We start from the raw sequence: 16,166 nt of genomic DNA on the forward strand, positions 1-16,166 counted from the left end.
AGCAGACGATGAAGTCGATTCAACGTAGCGCAACCCTGCATGCGGCGGCCTGCTGCGTGCTGCTATTGAGCGTCGTCACGAGCCTGTGGGGCGGCGTGGCGTTTGGCGCCGCGCCTCAGGTCAGGACTCAGGGCCCGGGCTTTTACCGGATCATGCTCGGCGGCTTCGAAGTGACCGCGCTGCTTGACGGCACGCATCCGTTTCCGATCGACACCGTGATCGAAGATGTTCCGAAGGCGGAGATCGCGCGCGACCTGGATCGCGATTTCCTGCAGGCGCCGGTGCAAGGCTCGATCAACGCGTTCCTGATCAACACGGGCTCGAAGCTGATTCTCGTCGACTCCGGCGCGGGCGTGCTGTATGGCGATTGTTGCGGCAAGCTGCTCGCCAATCTGCGGGCGGCCGGCTATCGGCCCGAACAGATCGACGAGGTGCTGCTGACGCATCTGCACAAGGACCATGTGGGCGGCATCGCGACGAGCGGCGCGATGGCCTTTCCGCATGCCGTCGTGCGCGTGAGTCAGACCGAAGCCGACTACTGGTTGAACCCGGCCAACAAGTCCAAAGCGCCGGCCTTTCTGAGCACTTTCTTCGACGCTGCCAGTGCGAGCGTCGCCCCGTATATCGCGGCGGGCCGCTTCAGACCTTTTCAAGGCGATGTCGAGCTCGACCCAGGCATTCGCGCCGTCGCGCTCGATGGACACACGTCCGGCCACACCGGCTATCTGGTGCAAAGCGGCGCGCATCGCCTGCTCGTGTGGGGCGACATCGTGCATGTGGCGGCGATCCAGTTGCAGAACCCGACGGCATCGGTCGAATACGACACCGATGCCGCCGCGGCCCAACGTTCGCGACGCAGCGCGCTCGAACTCGCTGCGAGGGAGCGCTATCTGATTGGCGCCGCGCATATTGCCTTTCCGGGCCTCGGGCACATCAGGCAGAACGGCAACACGTACGACTGGGTGCCGGTCAATTACGAAGCGGCGCCGGCTCAGTGACGCAGCGTGGCCGGGCGACGCTGCCGGCCACTTCTGTCACGGGCGCTGCGCCAACTTTCGAGGAGAATCACGATGCACATCGAATCCCCGGCCAGGCAATGCAAGACTGCAGCGAGGCACGAAGCGGACGTGCATCATGACGCTTGCCGCATCGCGCACGACGACCACGCGGCCACGCACGACGAGAGCCTTGCGCCCGTATGGAGTCACGTGATCAAGCGGCTCCTTGCCGGTTATCGCGGCGAAGCGGAAGGCGAAGCCTATCTTGCACCGCCGCTTACGCGCGAGGCCGCCAATGAACCGTCGCGCCACCGGCAGGTCGAGGTGATCGAGCGTCTGTCCGAGACGTCGATCGCGGTCCTCTGGCAGGACGCCACGCTATGCCGTTACGCGGACCAGGTATGGATCAGTTGCCGTGCGAGACTAAAGGGGCGCTGTGCGGTGAGCGGGGCGACGATCCGCCGTAATGATCTCATCTACAAACCAAGGGTGCGCAGCGCAGTCCCGGTCAACGCGGCCGCGATGATTCTGGCGTCGGTCGTCGACCTGCAGCATCCGCTGGTTCAATACAAAAATTTTGAACGATAGCTTCAGTTTTTTCCGCGCATGCGAAGTTGCGGTTGGTCTAGACTTCGGGGACTCATCGCCGGGCCGCTGTTGCCCGGCAGCTTCTCCACCGGTTGCGTCCTGGATACCGCCTCATGATTCGCATCGGACCTCTTCAAGTGGACCTTGCCAGTCGGGAACTGCTTCTCGACGGACAACCCGTGCGCATCGGCAGCCGCGCATTCGACATGCTGGCCGTGCTGATCGCCGCGAAGGGCGAACTCGTGTCGAAGAACGACATGTTGAAAGAGGTGTGGCCCGACACCATCGTTGAAGAGAACAATCTTCAGGTTCATATGTCCGCGCTGCGCAAGGTGCTCGGCGAAAGCCGCGGACTCATCCAGACTGTATCGGGCAGGGGCTACAGGCTCGTCGCAAGGCAGTCGCCGCTGCCGCCCGCCAACGGCGTCAATCAATCCGATTCCCCAGTAGCCGATGACCGGCAGGTTCGTTCCGCCGGTCAGGTGCCCCACAATCTACCCGCGAGTTTTTCGCCGCTGATCGGCCGCGACGGGGCGCTGCGCGACGTCGCGCGCACGCTCGCGTCGGCGCGGCATGTCACGCTTCTCGGCGCGGGCGGCATCGGCAAGACACGCCTCGCGGTCGAAGTCGCGCGAGTTCTGCTCGACCAATATCCGGACGGCGTCTATCTGGTCTCGCTTGCGTCCACGTCGGACGCAAACAGCGTACTCGCGATGTTCGCTGCGAGCGTGGGCGTGAGCAAGGCGAGCGGTCCGCTCACGCTTACGCGGGTCAGCCGCGAGTGGGGCGAACGGCGCGTGCTGTGCGTGCTCGACAACTGCGAGCACGTGCTCGGCCCCGCTGCGGAACTCGCCGAGGCGCTGCTCAATGCTGGCCCTGGCGTACGTGTTCTCGCAACGAGCCGTGAGCCGCTGCGCGTCACCGAAGAGCATTTGTATTGGGTCGCCTCGCTCGACGTTCCTTCGCACGACGATCAAGGTGAGCACGTGCTTCAGTGCAGCGCCGTACAGCTGTTCATGTCGCGCGCCCGAGCAATGGACGCGCGTTTGTCGTCCGACGAGCGAAGCATCCAGCTGACCGGCACGGTGTGCCGCCGGCTTGACGGCATTCCGCTCGCAATCGAACTGGCGGCGGCCCGCGCGGCGATCCTCGGCATAGAAACGCTCGCGGATCATCTCGACGATCGCTTCAATATGCTCACGGGCGGCAATCGTACGGCGCTGCCCCGGCATCAGACGTTGAAGGCCACGCTCGACTGGAGCCACGGGCTGCTCGACGACGCAGAACGCGCAACGCTGCGCAGGCTCGGCATTTTCGTCAACAGCTTTTCGATGGACGCGGCCATTAGCGTCGTGACGGACATCGGCTTGCGCGAGCAGGAGGTGATTGCGGCGCTGTCGGGCCTCGTCGAAAAATCGCTGGTCGTCGCCAACGTGGAGCGCGGCCGGGCGAGCTATCGGCTGCTCGAAACCACTCGCGCGTACGCACTGCAAAAGCTCGACGACAACGGCGAGCGGCGCGCCGTCACGCTCAATCACGCGCGCTATTTCACGGGCTTGCTGGAGCGCTACATGTCGGCCGAAGCACGCTCCGAGGAGGCCGACGCCGACCGTTGGCATTCGCGTATGCGCGAATGGCTCGACGATCTGCGCGCGGCGCTCGGCTGGGCGCTTTCGTCGAAGGGCGACGATGCGCTCGCAGAAAAACTCGCGGTCAAAGTGGTCGCGCTGCTGTACGAACTGTCACTCGTCGACGAATGCTGCGCGTGGGCGCGGCGCGCGCTCGATAGCGTTGCGCGAACGCATGGCGGATCGGGCTCCACGCGGCATCTGCGAGTTCGCATGCAACTGCTCGCCGCGCTCGGTGCGGCGCTTGTCTACGTGAATGGACCGAACCGCGAAACGCTCGCAATCTGGGCCGAGGTGCTTGCGCTGGCCATCGCGCTCGGTGACCACGCATTCGAAGCACGCGCGTTGTGGGGTATGTGGAACGCGAGCCAGTCTTCAGGCGCGGCGCGAAATGCGCTTGCGTTCGCGCATCGATTCGCTTCGCTCGCGGCGCAGACGGGCGACGCAAGCAACGACATTCTTGCTTCGCGCCTTCTCGGCATCGCGTCGCACTACGCGGGCGACCAGCAACAGGCGCGCGCGTCACTCGAACGGTTTCTCCAGCACACCGACACGCTTCAGCACGGCTTGCCACTCGGGCAGTCGATCGATCAGGGCGTGGTGGGACGCGCCACGCTTGCGCGTCTGCTGTGGTTTCAGGGCTCGCGTGACGAGGCGCTCGATCTGGCCGAAGCCTGTGTCGCGAGCGCGTGTGCGCAGGACCAGGCCATCGTCACCTGCTACGTGCTGGTCGAAGCGGAGATCCCGCTTGCGCTGCTGTCGGGCAAACGCGAGCGCGCGGCTGACGCAATTGCATTGCTGCGCGATGTGTCGGCTCGTACGGGTCTCGGTGTATCGCAGGCATGCGCCCGCGCTTTCGACGAGTATCTGCGCTCGCTCGACGACGTGAGCCCCGAGCGGCTGAATGCGTTTCGCGCCGCCTTGGACGAACTCGACTCACTCGAGTACGGTGCTCAACGCGCGATGCTCGTCGCGCGGTACGGTCTTGCATTGGGGCGCGCCGGGCGACGCGACGAGGCAATCGCAGCGGTGACGCGAGCCTTGGCGCAGTGCGACGAAAGCGGCGATCACTGGTATGTGGTCGAACTGCGGCGCGCGCACGGCGAACTGCTTTTGCTCGGCGCGGCGGGCTCGCCGCCAGGTGGCGATGTCGTCACGGATGCCGAGGCGTGCCTGACCGCCGCGATGGAGGAATCGCTCGCGCAAGGTTGCCGCTCGTTGCAATTGCGCGCCGCGACGAGTCTCGGCCAGTTGTGGTGGGCGCAAGGGCGCGCCGCCGATGCGGTGCGTCTCGTCGAATCCGCGTGTGCGAGGCTAAGCCAGGGGCGCGATCTTGAGGACTTCGCGGCCGCGCAACAACTGCTCGATGCCGCGAGAGTTGCGTCCCGGGTTGTGACGCCGCGCGTGGAGAGGCAGGGCGATGTGGACCTGCATCTGGATCCGCATCTCAATCCGCATCTCAATCCGCACCTGAGCCCGCATTTGAACTCGCGTCTGCCGAAGCGTACGCGGCAGAAAGTCAGCGAAGGCCGCTAGCCTGCGCCGAGCGGTTGGATCGCACTGCGTGGCATGGCTTTCGCCATGTCACGCGTTCACTTGCGTCTGCTGCATCTGCTGTTGCACGGCTTTGTCGATCAGATCCGGCTGGTCCAGCCGATCGACCCACCAGCGCAGTGCCTTACCCGTCTCGTCGTCGCGCCACGCCAGATAAAAGTGCGTGACGTCGCGCATGCCGAGCACTTCTTTCTGGACGAGTTCACCGCGCCTGAGCGCGTCGATGGCGAGGCACTCGGGAATCGTGCCCGCAGCGAGCCCGCGCAATTGCGCAGCGAGCTTCGTTTCGAGCGTGGGCACGGTCAGCACTTCCTGATTAACTGCAAGCGCAATGGTGCGCGGTGCGAGATCGCGCGACGTATCGCCGATTGCAACCGCACGATGCCGTGCGACTACATCGAGCGTAAGCGGCCCAGGCAACGAAGCAAGCGGGTGCTGCGGCGCCACCACGAACACGTGCCGCAGCGAGCCGATAGGCTTCGCGATGAGATTCGGGATTGCCGGCGGATCGCCCGCGGCGCCGACAATCAGATCGGCACGGCGTGTGAGCAGCGCATCCCACGAACCGCCCAGTACTTCTTTGGACAGATGCAGGCGCGTGTCGAGCTTCAGCCCGTAAAACTCGTCGACGTGATCCCACAGCAGCGCGAACGGAATGATTTCGTCGACGGCCACGTACACGTCGGACTCCCAGCCTTGCTCGATGCGCTTTGCCTTGGATTCCAGGTCTTCGGCCGCCGCCAGAAGACGGCGGCCTTCCTCGACGACCACGCGTCCCGCATGCGTGAGGGTGGCGCGCCGGCCGCTGCGGTCGAACAGCTTGACGCCAAGATCCAGTTCGAGCTTCTGCACGAGATAGGTTAGCGACGAAGGCACCTTATGCAACGTTTCGGCAGCGCTTGCAAACGTGCCGGTTCGATCGACGGCGTCGAGTACCTGGAGAACTTCAAAGGAAAGGTTCATGGCGAAGAGTGAAATCCATCTGGGCCGGACGGCTGAAGCGCCCAGCATACTGGATTTCATCGCGCTCGCGACGGCCTCGTCGTTGCGTTTCATGTCGCCCCGTGCGATTTTTCCAACGCTCAAGACAGCGCGTCGACGACGCGGTACATTTGAAGTCCGTACAAAAAATCACGGAGACAAATGTGGGACGCTATTCAGAGGATCAGCTTGACGAGTTTGCCGCGGCGTTCGAACGCGACGGAATGGTCGTATTGAGAAACCATTTTCCGGCGGAAAAGCTTCGCGCATGGGCCGAGGCTTTCGAACCGTTGCTCGACGAGCGGCTTGCATCGAAAGCGACGGCCGTGCGCGGCGAAAACCGGCACTACATCACGCTGCCGTTTACCGGCGTGTTTGCCGACGAAACCATCTTTTGCGATGCGGACGTGCTCGCGATAGTCGAGCGCGTGGCGGGCGACGATCCTGTCATGTGCCAACTCGCCACCGACACGCCGCTCAACGGCTCCACCTATCAGGACGTGCACCGCGACACGCCGGCGCTGTTCGACGGCGAGCCCGAAACGCCTTCGTTCCAGCTGGCAGTGAACTTCCCGTTATGCGATGTCACGCTGGAAAACGGTCCGTTCGAAACCACGCTCGGCACGCATCGTATGCGCTCGGAGGAGGCGTTGCAGGCATGGCGCGAAGGGCGTGTGCCATTGCAGGCGATTCCAATGAAGCTGGGCGATGTAATGATCCGCGACGTGCGGGCGCTGCATCGCGGCACGCCGAACAAAACCGACGTGCCGCGTCCAATGGTGGTGATCGGCTACAGCAGAAGCTGGTACTTTCGGCCCGAAGTGCATATCGACGTACCTGCGGCTGTCTACGACCAGTTGAGCGCGCGGGGCAAACGGTTGTTGCGATACATGCCGCGGGTCGAAGAACTGGATACCGCACCGGGTGCCGAGCACTATCGGAAGTTTGCTTATTGACGGGTGTTTTTGCGTTTCGTGTGATGCGTTGGGAGGCGCGGATGCCGGACCGAAAAATCAGCCCCGCGCCTTCCGCGCAAAGTACTCCGCCGCCATTAGCCGGAAAGCAATGACGGCCGGATTGTCCTGATCCGCTCGCCAGGCCATGCTCATCTCCGCCTGGATCGAATGCTGCGCAATGAACCGGAATTCGACATTGTCGTAATGGAACCGCTGCGCCGACGCGGGCAAAATCGCAACGCCCAGCCCCGCGCGCACGAGCGACAGAATGGTGGGCGTCTGATCGATGTACTGCGCAATGTTCAGATTCACGCCTTCCGTCGCGAGCATTCCCATGATGCGGTCGTGAAAGTACTTCCCTTGCGTGGGCGAATGCATGATGAACGGCTGCTCGTCGAGTTGCTTCAATGCGATCTGCTCGAATTGACACAACATGTGCCGCTTCGGCAGCGCGACGATCAACGGTTCTTCGTCGACGAGAAGGAACTCGAGCTTCTGCCTGGATGGCAAAGGCCGGAGAAAGCCGAGATCGATCGTGTTCGCGGCAAAGGCTTCGATCTGCGCAGCCGAGACCAGTTCGAGCAAGACCACGTCGATCTCGGGCAACACTTCGGCTGCCGCCACCAGCAACTCGGGAATCAGTTCATAGCCTGCCGCGCCGGTGAAGCCAAGACGCACGCGCCCGGTTTTGCCCTTGCTCGCGCGCCGTACCGTGCTTTCCGCCTGCTCGGCGAGATTGAGCAGACGCGTGGCGTCCGCGAGAAAGACGCGGCCTTCCGTCGTCAGCTTGACCGTGCGGCCAATGCGTTCGAAGAGCATGACGCCCAGGTTGTCTTCGAGTAACTGGATCTGTCTGCTGAGCGGCGGCTGCGTCATGTTCAGCAGCGCAGCCGCACGCCTGAAGTTCAGTTCTGTCGCCGCCGCAACGAAGCAACGCACTTGTCCGAGATCGAGCATTCTTGTATCGACATGAATGGGGAAGTCGACGGTCATTATAGGTGCGCGCGCTCTCGCTCGATCCGGGCATGGCAGAACAGCTGCCGCATCAGGTCGTGAGGCTGCCCTCGGGACGTTGCCCGGCGAGTGCCTGCGCGAGACTTGCGAGCACCATTTCACCCATCGCCGTGCGAGATTCGATCGTGGCGCTTGCGCGATGCGCCTGCAGCACGACACGGTCCATTTCGAAGAGCGCGGACGGCACATTCGGTTCGTCCACGAACACGTCGAGACCCGCGCCCGCGATCACGCCGCCACGCAACGCGTCGACCAGATCGCTTTCGACCACCAGCTTGCCGCGCGCCACGTTGATCAGGTAACCGTGCTTGCCCAACGCGTCGAGTACCGCGGCATTCACGATGCCTTGCGCCTTGTCGGCGGCGGCCGCCAGCACCAGAAAATCGCAGCCGCGCGCGAGCGACAGCAAGTCGGCAACGAACGGAGACGCGACATCGTCCATGCGTCGCAAGTCGGTGTACGTGACGAGGCAATTAAATGCAGTAGCGCGTTGTGCAATTGCACGGCCGACTTTACCCATCCCGACGATGCCTACTCGTTTTCCGCTCAGACGGTGCGACAACGGCAATGCACCCGGATGCGGATTCTTCTGCCAGTTGCCCGATTTGACGAACTCGTTGCCCGCGCATATTTCGCGGCACACCGCGAGCATCAAACCGATGGCGAGGTCGGCGACATCTTCGGTCAAGGCGCCGAACGTTGCCGTGACCGGAATGCCGCGCGAACGCGCGAATTCGAGGTCCACCGCATCGGTGCCCACGCCGTTCACCGCAATCACCTCCAACGCCGGCAAGCGTTGAATCATGTCGTTCGCGATGCCCGTATGTCCGCCGGTGATCACGCCTCTAATCGACTGCCCGTGCTCGCGAATATACGCGTCCTTATCGCTCTGTTCGAAGAGGCGATGCACGGTGTAGAGCGAGGCGAGCGTGTCGTTGATTGCGGGAATCAGAATCGGGTTCAGTTGCAGAATGTTCGGTTTCATTCCGTGCGCTCCTTTGTTGTAGTTGGCGGTCGTCGCGACGCCATATCCGGCGCACGCATCCAGTCGCAATGTCGGCGGATGATGGGCTTTTTCGTAAGCCGCGTCCAATCCCAAAACGCTATCAGTTGATCCACGGATCGACACGTGAAGGGCGAGTGCTATCGATTCAATTCCGGCATCAATCAATAGCGAGAAAAGATTGGACGGCGTATGGCACGGCGGCCAGAATCAAAACCGTCAGAAGGAGCGTTCCTTCACCCACTTCCCAGCAGGGAAGGGAAATAAGTTTCATGCACATTGGAGACAAACGTGAAAACGTGCCGCCGTATCGCGCCCATTGCTTTTACGCCCACTTTCCCGCGCAACATCGCGAGGGGACCGGTATGAACAATGCGGAGGGTGTCGTCGCGGGCGCGAAGGCGCAGCCGGTCGCGGAGAAGCGTACCGGCCACCGTTGGATCGTCATGGGGCTGATCTTTTGCATCTGGGCCATTGCCTGCGCCGATCGCGCCAATTTCGGCATTGCATTGCCGTACCTGAAGAAGGAATACGGCATTACGAACACGCAGGCCGGACTGATCGTGAGTCTCTTTTCTTTTGCGTACGGATTCGTGCAAATACCGGTCGGCCTGCTTTATAAACGGCTCAGCGAAAAGACGACTGGTTTTCTGTTTTCGATCTTCATGATACTCACGTCGGTGTTTACCGGCCTCATGGGCACTACGTCGTCGGTGTTCCTGTTGCAGGCATACCGCGTGGGTCTGGGTCTATCGGAAGGCCCGTTGGGCATCGGCTGCACGAACGTGATCAACCGCTGGTTTCCCGCAAAAGAGAAGGGCACGGCGACGGGACTCTGGATTGCGGCGTCGAAGCTCGGTCCGCTGATCGTACCGTCGGTTTGCATCGTCGTCATTCAGCTGTGGGGATGGCGAGAAATCTTCTATGTATTCGCGGTGCCTGGCATTCTGCTCGCCATAGTCTGGATGTTCACGGTGACAAACTCGCCGAGCGAGAACCGCTTCTGTTCCGAGGCGGAACAACGCTACATCGCCGACGATACGCCGCGCCAGGCCCACGGCGCGCACGCATCGCGGCGCAACGAGGTCGCGCATATTCCGTATCTGGATGCGTTCAATCGTACAAGGCGTGTTGCTCAACTCGAGACGATCCGGCAGGTGTTCGGTTCATGGAATATCCTGGGCGTCGCGATCGGCTACGGTTGCATGATCGGGATCAGCAATATCTTCATGTCGTGGATGCCGACGTATCTCGTGACCGTCAAGGGTTTTGCGTCTGTAAAAATGGGCTTCCTCGCATCGGCGCCATTCATTGGTGCGGTGGCCGGCAACATGCTGGGCGGCGTGATCTCCGACCGTTTGCTGGGCGGCCGCCGCAAGCCGATGATGATGCTCGGCGCGCTTGGCACCATGCTGATGATGCTTCTGCTAATCGACGCGCCCGACAGCGTCGCGTATCTCGGCGTCGCGCTGATACTGGCGGGCCTGATGCTCGGCATCGGCTTCGCAGGCTATTCCGCGTATCCGATGGGCCTCGCGACGAAGTCCACATATCCGGCCGCCTTCGGTATCGTGAACTGCGTGGGCCAGATTGGCGGCGCATGCGCGCCGCTTGTCGTCGGCATTCTGCTCGACAAGTACAGCTGGACGAGCGTGTTTCTCTACATGGTCGGCACCGCGCTGTTATGCCTGCTGCTGCTCTTCAGCGTGATCGAACCGATTGCCGCGGGGCGTGGGGACGGCGCCGAGGGGAAGGCGAAATAGGAGCGCGGGCAGTGGCCGCACGCCGCCTACGCGGCCACTACGTCGCAGCCATGCTCGAAAGAACGTGGTGAGCGCTTAGTCGAAATCGAATACGTCGAAAATCGAACGCTTCTTCTTTTGCGTTCGATAACCCGAGCGATGATCTTCGTACCGGCGGTCACTGTCGTAAGCGCGGTCATGCTCCCGGTGATCATGGCGGCTTGCGCTCGCCGCACTGCGCAGGCCAGTCTCCGCGGTGTCTTGCGCGATCAGCTTGTCGAGCTCGCCGCGATCCAGCCACACGCCGCGGCAGTTGGGGCAATAGTCGACCTCGATCGAGCGACGCTCGGTCATGAGCAGATCAGTTGTCTTGCAAGCAGGGCATTTCATGGTGTCGCTCCTTATAGTACAAGTACAAAGACGCCGGGAGCCCGATCGAACACGCCGCCTGATCGGGCAGGAAGACGCCGATCCAGTTATTCAACGGTACCGATTGCGCGCCTGGTTTTCGCGCGGCGCACCAGCATGTTCACCGCCTCGACGAACGCGGAGAACGCCATCGCCACATAGATGTAGGCCTTCGGCACATGCGTTCCAAAGCCCTCCGCAATCAGCGTCATGCCGATTACGAGCAGGAAGCTCAATGCGAGCGTCACAATGGTCGGATTGCGCTCGATAAACTGCGACAGCGGACGAGCAGCGAAGAGCATCGCCATAACGGCGCTAATGACCGCGAGAAACATGATCGGCAAATGCTCGGTCATGCCGACAGCCGTGATGATGCTGTCTACCGAAAACACGATATCGAGCACCAGAATCTGGCCGATTGCGCCAGCGACGGTCAACTGGACCGTGCTGCCCGCGCTGCTGCGTTCCTCTTCCGCGTGAACCACGTGGTGATGCATTTCACGCGTTGCCTTCCACACGAGAAAGAGACCGCCGCCGAGCAGAATAAGATCGCGCCACGAGAACGCGTGGCCGAGCAGGGTAATGGCGGGTGCGGTCAACTGCGCGATCCAGGCAACCGTACCGAGTAGCCCGAGTCGCAGCCCTAGCGCGAGCATGATGCCAAGACGCTGCGTGCGTGCGCGCTGCGCCTCGGGCAGCTTGTTGCTGAGGATCGAAATGAAGATGAGGTTGTCGATGCCGAGCACGATCTCCATCACAACCAGCGTGAGGAGCGCAACCCACGCGGCAGGGTCGGCAGCGAGTGTGAGCAGGGTGTCCATGGTGTACGTCTGCTTATAAATGGATGACGGTGGAATAACGATCATGATCGCCGCACTCGGTGATCGGATAAACCAGTGTTAATCTGAGCGATAGATCGGTTTTTCCGAAGTTCATCGTCGCGGACCACCTACATGCTCAACTACCGTCACTTGTACTATTTCTGGATCGTCGTGAAGGAGGGCGGCTTTGCGCGCGCGGCAGAGCGGCTCGATATGGCCGTTCAGACCATCAGCGCGCAGGTACGTGAACTGGAGAAGTCCATCGGGCGTCAGTTGCTCAAGCCTGCTGGCCGAGGCGTCGTGATGACAGAAGCCGGCGAGAGCGCGTTTAGTCGCGCCGAGCAGATCTTTCAGCTAGGTGAGGCGCTGCTCGATGACATGCGCGAGGCGGGCGGCGAGGGCGTCGCCCGGTTGGCGGTCGGTCTGTCCGACGGTATTTCGAAGCTGGCGGCGCACGCGCTGCTCGCTCCGGTGCTCGGCACGCCGTCGCTCCGGCTCTTGTGTCATGAAGGGGAGCACGCGCAGTTGTTATCCGAACTCGCACTGCACCGGCTCGATCTCGTGCTCGCATGTCAACCGGCGCCGCATAATTCCGATCTGCGTGTGGTGAGCCAGCGGCTCGCCGGTTCGCCGGTGGACTGGTACGGTCCGGCTGAAATCGCGCGCAAATCGGCGCGCGCGGGGTTTCCGCAGTGCCTCGCCGACTTGCCAGTGCTCCTGCCGACGCGCCACGGCGCGTTGCGTGGGCGGCTAGACCGCTGGTTCGATTCGCAGGGCATCCGGCCGCGCGTCGTCGGCGAATTCGAGGACAGCGCGCTGATGGCGGTGTTCGCCGCGCGCGGCCTGGGCGTATTCCCGCTCGCTGAATTGGGTGCGGAAGATTTGTCGCTATTGCGCGGCCTGCGCTGGCTCGGCCGCGCGGACGGAGTGATCGATGAGATTCACGCCATCCGCTCGCGCCGCGGCCAGCATCATGCGCTGGCTTCTCAGGTGGTGGCCACTGCACGTCCATGAGCGCGCGACGCGGGCCACTTAAGCCCCGCGCGGCCCACGGCCGGTTTCAGGTCGTGTCCCCATGCGTTGAAGACCGCAGCGAGCAGCGCAATTTCGCCGTCGGCCAGATAGTCGTCCGCGACCGTTACCGCAACACATAGACGAATGATCTTGCGGCGCAAGACGGGATCGTCGATTTCGTCGATGAGTGTCGTCAGCATGGCCGCGTCCAGGCGGCCCATTGGAGGCGCGGACGACATCTGCGCAATCGAGCGGTCCTCGCAGAGCGTCTGCACGATGTGGGCGAACTGGGCCGGCGCGAGACCGAGTTCGCCCGCGATGTCGAGCTTTTCCAGCACGCGTTCTTCCGAACTGCATACGTGGCCGTCCGAAGTGAGGGCCAGCGCGACGATACGTGCTGCTGCCTGGGGGCTGTTACGCGGATAGGTTCGCATGATCGGGTCCTTTGGAGGCGATGTCCGTGTTGAAGTGAACCCAGTCTGCGGCAATACCCAAGCCGGACAAACCTGTTAATAGCGAAGTTATGGTTCGGAAAAACCGATGCTTCAGCTCGCTGTAAATCGCGGCGCGCGTTGCCTCCACCTGCATGCAGGCAAGACCTGCGTCATGAAATGCCCAGTTGCGTTGCCGTGGCGTCGATCGCGTTCTTCGCCTTCGAAACAAGCTCGTCGATCTCCTGTTTGCTGATGACGAGAGGCGGCGACAGCAGCATACGGTCGCCGCTTGCGCGCATGATCAGATTGCCGTTGAAGCAGAAGTCCCGGCAAACGCCGCCCACATCGCCACCATTGGCAAAGCGTTTGCGCGATGCGGATTCTTCCGCAAGCTGCAATCCCGCCACCAGTCCCGCACCGGCAATCTCACCGACAATCGGATGGTGCGCGAAGGTGTCGCGCAGTTTCTTCTGGAAGTAGGGTCCCGTATCGGTCTTCACGCGCTCGACAATTTTTTCGTCGCGCAGCAGTTTGAGATTTGCTACCGCAACGGCGGCGGCCACCGGATGGCCCGAGTATGTCAGCCCATGATTGAATTCGCCGTTTTCGATAATCGCTTCGGCAATGCGGTCGTTCAGGCCGACTGCGCCCATCGGTACATAACCGCTCGTCAGCCCTTTCGCCATTGTGATCAGATCGGGCTGGAAACCGAAATGTTGATGAGCGAACCATTCGCCGGTGCGGCCAAAACCACCAATCACTTCGTCCGCGACTAGCAGGACGTCGTGCTTGCGGCAGATGCGCTCAATTTCCGGCCAGTATGCGGACGCCGGAAAGATAACGCCGCCCGCACCCTGGAAAGGTTCGCCGATAAACGCAGCCACGTTGTGCGCGCCTATTTCAAGGATCTTCATTTCGAGTTGTTGCGCCCGGGCAAGCGCGAACTCTTCCGGTGTCTGACTGCTATTTGCTTCGCCGAAGAAATAAGGTTGATCGATATGCACGATGTTCTCGACTTTCGACGGCATCTGCTCGTGCATGTAGCCCATGCCGCCAAGCGTACCGCCTGCGATCGTCGAGCCGTGATAGCCGTTCTTGCGCGAAATCACGACCTTTTTCGAGTGCTTGCCCTGCGTCGCCCAATATCGATGGACGATACGCAGCACCGTATCGTTGGCTTCCGATCCACTGTTGCAGTAGAAGAAGTGATTGAACGGCTCCGGCGCGAGTTCCGCGAGCAACGTCGACAACTCGATTACCGGCGGGTGAGTGGTTTTGAAGAACGTGTTGTAGTAGGGCAGTTCTTCCATTTGCCTGTACGCCGCATTGGCTAGTTCCTTGCGGCCATAGCCGACATTAACGCACCACAGGCCCGCCATTCCGTCGATAATCTTGTTACCTTCCGAATCCCACAAGTACACGCCGTGGGCTTTCACGATCACGCGGCTGCCGCTGCGGTTGAGCTCGCCCATGTCGGAGAACGGATGAATGTGATGCGCGGCATCCAGCGCGCGGTACTCCGCGGTGGTGCGTTGCTGCGTGGTGCGTGCGCCTGCGGCAGGTTCGGCAGGTTGCGCGTAGGCGATTCCTTCTGTTCTGTAGCTCATACTGCCTCCGGTTTTTCTCACGTCTGCGTTTGCGTTTGCGTTTGCGTTCGGGCTGGCGTTTGATTCAAACGTGCAATAGCAGATGCCGGCGTTCCCATGAACTGATCACGCGAAAGAACGCTTCGTATTCGGTCTCTTTTAGCGCAAGGTACGCCTGCACGAACTTGTCGCCGAGTACCTCTGCAATGGGCTCGCAGGCGCCCATTAATGTCAGGCCCTCTTCGAGGTTGCGCGGTAGCTGGTAGGGCAACTCATATCCGTCGCTCAGCAGCGGCTCGGTAGCGTCGAGCTTTTGTGTCATGCCGAGATAACCGGCCGCAAGCGTTGCCGCTATCGCGAGGTAAGGGTTGCAGTCCACGCCGGGAATCCGGTTTTCAATGCGGCGCGCAGCCGGCCCCGAATGCGGAATGCGAAAGCCCACCGTGCGATTGTCGTATCCCCACGCGACGTTTATCGGCGCGGCCATGAAGCGCGAGAGACGCCGATATGAATTGATGTATGGGGCAAAGATCGGCATCAACGCGGGCGTGTATTTTTGCAAGCCCGCTATGTAGCTGGTGAAAAGCGACGTGGGCTTACCGTCGGCGCCGGTAAAAAGATTGTGGCCGGTTTCCCCGTCGACGAGGCTTTGATGCATATGCATGGCCGAGCCAGGTTCGCCTTCCATCGGCTTGGCCATGAAAGTGGCGTACATCTTGTGACGCAATGCCGCTTCGCGCACCGTGCGCTTGAAGAGGAACACGCTGTCCGCGAGTTTGAGCGGGTCGCCATGCATGAAGTTGATCTCCATCTGCGCGGCGCCCACCTCATGAATCAGCGTGTCGACCTCCAGTTCCTGAACGTCGCAATACTCGTAGATGTCTTCGAAAAGCGGGTCGAATTCGTTGACCGCTTCTATCGAGTAGGCCTGGCGTCCGGTCTCGGCGCGCCCGGTGCGGCCAATGGGCGGCTGCAGCGGCAGGTCGGGGTCCTTGTTCATATCGACCAGATAGAACTCGAGCTCGGGTGCAATGACCGGCTTCCAGCCCTTCGCCTTGTACAGTTCGAGCACGCGGCGCAGCACGCGGCGAGGCGAAATGGCAACGGGCGTGCCGTCGAAATGAACGCAATCGTGAATCACCTGAGCGGTCGGGTCGACGGCCCACGGAATCATTCGTATCGTGCTGGAGTCGGGCACGCATACCATGTCGGGGTCGGTGACGCCCGTGAGCGTGCCGCCGTCCGGATAGTCTCCGGTGACGGTCTGGATCATCACGGCCTGCGGCAAGCGCATGGATTCGCCTGACTCGAACTTGCTGCGCGGAATGATCTTGCCGCGAGCAATGCCCGCCATATCCGGGATGATCGCTTCAATTTCAGTGACGTGATTTTTCTTTAGAAATTCGTCGATGTCATGCATGATTTTCTCTCTGTGTGTT

General features: G+C 61.7%; 14 protein-coding genes. 6 read left to right on the forward strand and 8 right to left on the reverse strand.

All coding sequences use genetic code 11. The features are described 5' to 3' along the window. The first annotated feature begins 8 nt into the window (after positions 1 to 8). The 3 genes from ACTJLB_RS06225 to ACTJLB_RS06235 all read left to right on the forward strand — a co-directional run bounded on the left by ACTJLB_RS06225 (position 9) and on the right by ACTJLB_RS06235 (position 4,750). Positions 9 to 998, forward strand: a complete 990-nt coding sequence (locus tag ACTJLB_RS06225; protein ID WP_440782777.1) for an MBL fold metallo-hydrolase — start codon at positions 9 to 11, stop codon at positions 996 to 998. A gap of 72 nt (positions 999 to 1,070) precedes the next feature. Then, on the forward strand, positions 1,071 to 1,586 hold the full coding sequence (locus tag ACTJLB_RS06230) for a DUF3331 domain-containing protein (protein ID WP_087754593.1): 516 nt from the start codon (positions 1,071 to 1,073) through the stop codon (positions 1,584 to 1,586). 113 nt (positions 1,587 to 1,699) lie between these two features. Then, the gene (locus ACTJLB_RS06235) at positions 1,700 to 4,750 is read left to right on the forward strand and encodes a winged helix-turn-helix domain-containing protein (RefSeq protein WP_440782778.1); all 3,051 of its coding nucleotides are present in this window, start codon (positions 1,700 to 1,702) and stop codon (positions 4,748 to 4,750) included. Positions 4,751 to 4,798: 48 nt separating this feature from the next. Here the strand turns inward: ACTJLB_RS06235 and ACTJLB_RS06240 are convergent, their stop codons facing one another. Next, positions 4,799 to 5,731 (reverse strand): LysR family transcriptional regulator, encoded by a 933-nt coding sequence (locus ACTJLB_RS06240; RefSeq protein ID WP_087754727.1) that lies wholly within the window; start codon positions 5,729 to 5,731, stop codon positions 4,799 to 4,801. A 182-nt stretch (positions 5,732 to 5,913) separates the two neighbouring features. Here ACTJLB_RS06240 and ACTJLB_RS06245 point away from each other — a divergent pair, with 182 nt between their 5' ends. Beyond that, complete coding sequence (locus tag ACTJLB_RS06245) at positions 5,914 to 6,705, forward strand: phytanoyl-CoA dioxygenase family protein (protein ID WP_440782779.1); 792 nt, start codon at positions 5,914 to 5,916, stop codon at positions 6,703 to 6,705. 57 nt (positions 6,706 to 6,762) lie between these two features. Here the strand turns inward: ACTJLB_RS06245 and ACTJLB_RS06250 are convergent, their stop codons facing one another. Together ACTJLB_RS06250 and ACTJLB_RS06255 are read right to left on the reverse strand one after the other, a co-directional pair. Continuing rightward, positions 6,763 to 7,662 carry a LysR family transcriptional regulator gene (locus tag ACTJLB_RS06250; RefSeq protein WP_440782846.1) on the reverse strand — a complete coding sequence of 300 codons (900 nt, stop codon included), beginning with the start codon at positions 7,660 to 7,662 and terminating at the stop codon, positions 6,763 to 6,765. 88 nt (positions 7,663 to 7,750) lie between these two features. After that, positions 7,751 to 8,704: a 2-hydroxyacid dehydrogenase gene (locus ACTJLB_RS06255; protein WP_440782780.1), complete on the reverse strand. Its 954-nt coding sequence runs from the start codon at positions 8,702 to 8,704 to the stop codon at positions 7,751 to 7,753. A gap of 383 nt (positions 8,705 to 9,087) precedes the next feature. Here ACTJLB_RS06255 and ACTJLB_RS06260 point away from each other — a divergent pair, with 383 nt between their 5' ends. After that, positions 9,088 to 10,485: an MFS transporter gene (locus ACTJLB_RS06260; RefSeq protein WP_020066105.1), complete on the forward strand. Its 1,398-nt coding sequence runs from the start codon at positions 9,088 to 9,090 to the stop codon at positions 10,483 to 10,485. Between the two features lie 75 nt (positions 10,486 to 10,560). Here the strand turns inward: ACTJLB_RS06260 and ACTJLB_RS06265 are convergent, their stop codons facing one another. After that, positions 10,561 to 10,854: a zf-TFIIB domain-containing protein gene (locus ACTJLB_RS06265; protein ID WP_087754597.1), complete on the reverse strand. Its 294-nt coding sequence runs from the start codon at positions 10,852 to 10,854 to the stop codon at positions 10,561 to 10,563. Between the two features lie 86 nt (positions 10,855 to 10,940). Then, the gene (locus ACTJLB_RS06270) at positions 10,941 to 11,693 is read right to left on the reverse strand and encodes a TerC family protein (RefSeq protein WP_027804323.1); all 753 of its coding nucleotides are present in this window, start codon (positions 11,691 to 11,693) and stop codon (positions 10,941 to 10,943) included. 132 nt (positions 11,694 to 11,825) lie between these two features. Here ACTJLB_RS06270 and ACTJLB_RS06275 point away from each other — a divergent pair, with 132 nt between their 5' ends. Beyond that, positions 11,826 to 12,707, forward strand: a complete 882-nt coding sequence (locus ACTJLB_RS06275; protein ID WP_440782781.1) for a LysR family transcriptional regulator — start codon at positions 11,826 to 11,828, stop codon at positions 12,705 to 12,707. Here ACTJLB_RS06275 and ACTJLB_RS06280 read toward each other — a convergent pair. The 3 genes from ACTJLB_RS06280 to ACTJLB_RS06290 all read right to left on the reverse strand — a co-directional run bounded on the left by ACTJLB_RS06280 (position 12,680) and on the right by ACTJLB_RS06290 (position 16,147). After that, positions 12,680 to 13,141, reverse strand: a complete 462-nt coding sequence (locus tag ACTJLB_RS06280) for a hypothetical protein (RefSeq protein ID WP_088174414.1) — start codon at positions 13,139 to 13,141, stop codon at positions 12,680 to 12,682. The genes ACTJLB_RS06275 and ACTJLB_RS06280 overlap by 28 nt on opposite strands. Before the next feature lie 170 nt (positions 13,142 to 13,311). Continuing rightward, positions 13,312 to 14,748: an aspartate aminotransferase family protein gene (locus ACTJLB_RS06285; RefSeq protein WP_440782782.1), complete on the reverse strand. Its 1,437-nt coding sequence runs from the start codon at positions 14,746 to 14,748 to the stop codon at positions 13,312 to 13,314. Positions 14,749 to 14,812: 64 nt separating this feature from the next. After that, positions 14,813 to 16,147 carry a glutamine synthetase family protein gene (locus tag ACTJLB_RS06290; RefSeq protein ID WP_088174416.1) on the reverse strand — a complete coding sequence of 445 codons (1,335 nt, stop codon included), beginning with the start codon at positions 16,145 to 16,147 and terminating at the stop codon, positions 14,813 to 14,815. Between the last annotated feature and the right edge of the window lie 19 nt (positions 16,148 to 16,166).

The organism is Paraburkholderia sp. 22098 (assembly GCF_052045935.1).
Taxonomy (GTDB): domain Bacteria; phylum Pseudomonadota; class Gammaproteobacteria; order Burkholderiales; family Burkholderiaceae; genus Paraburkholderia; species Paraburkholderia caledonica.

What these genes read in the sequence shown, in the direction of transcription:
- ACTJLB_RS06255 (WP_440782780.1), bottom strand. Translation starts at nt 8,704, where the DNA reads ATGAAACCGAACATTCTGCAACTGAACCCGATTCTGATTCCCGCAATC.
- ACTJLB_RS06240 (WP_087754727.1), bottom strand. Translation starts at nt 5,731, where the DNA reads ATGAACCTTTCCTTTGAAGTTCTCCAGGTACTCGACGCCGTCGATCGA.
- ACTJLB_RS06285 (WP_440782782.1), bottom strand. Translation starts at nt 14,748, where the DNA reads ATGAGCTACAGAACAGAAGGAATCGCCTACGCGCAACCTGCCGAACCT.
- ACTJLB_RS06265 (WP_087754597.1), bottom strand. Translation starts at nt 10,854, where the DNA reads ATGAAATGCCCTGCTTGCAAGACAACTGATCTGCTCATGACCGAGCGT.
- ACTJLB_RS06270 (WP_027804323.1), bottom strand. Translation starts at nt 11,693, where the DNA reads ATGGACACCCTGCTCACACTCGCTGCCGACCCTGCCGCGTGGGTTGCG.
- ACTJLB_RS06250 (WP_440782846.1), bottom strand. Translation starts at nt 7,662, where the DNA reads ATGCTCGATCTCGGACAAGTGCGTTGCTTCGTTGCGGCGGCGACAGAA.
- ACTJLB_RS06275 (WP_440782781.1), top strand. Translation starts at nt 11,826, where the DNA reads ATGCTCAACTACCGTCACTTGTACTATTTCTGGATCGTCGTGAAGGAG.
- ACTJLB_RS06230 (WP_087754593.1), top strand. Translation starts at nt 1,071, where the DNA reads ATGCACATCGAATCCCCGGCCAGGCAATGCAAGACTGCAGCGAGGCAC.
- ACTJLB_RS06290 (WP_088174416.1), bottom strand. Translation starts at nt 16,147, where the DNA reads ATGCATGACATCGACGAATTTCTAAAGAAAAATCACGTCACTGAAATT.
- ACTJLB_RS06260 (WP_020066105.1), top strand. Translation starts at nt 9,088, where the DNA reads ATGAACAATGCGGAGGGTGTCGTCGCGGGCGCGAAGGCGCAGCCGGTC.
- ACTJLB_RS06280 (WP_088174414.1), bottom strand. Translation starts at nt 13,141, where the DNA reads ATGCGAACCTATCCGCGTAACAGCCCCCAGGCAGCAGCACGTATCGTC.
- ACTJLB_RS06225 (WP_440782777.1), top strand. Translation starts at nt 9, where the DNA reads ATGAAGTCGATTCAACGTAGCGCAACCCTGCATGCGGCGGCCTGCTGC.
- ACTJLB_RS06235 (WP_440782778.1), top strand. Translation starts at nt 1,700, where the DNA reads ATGATTCGCATCGGACCTCTTCAAGTGGACCTTGCCAGTCGGGAACTG.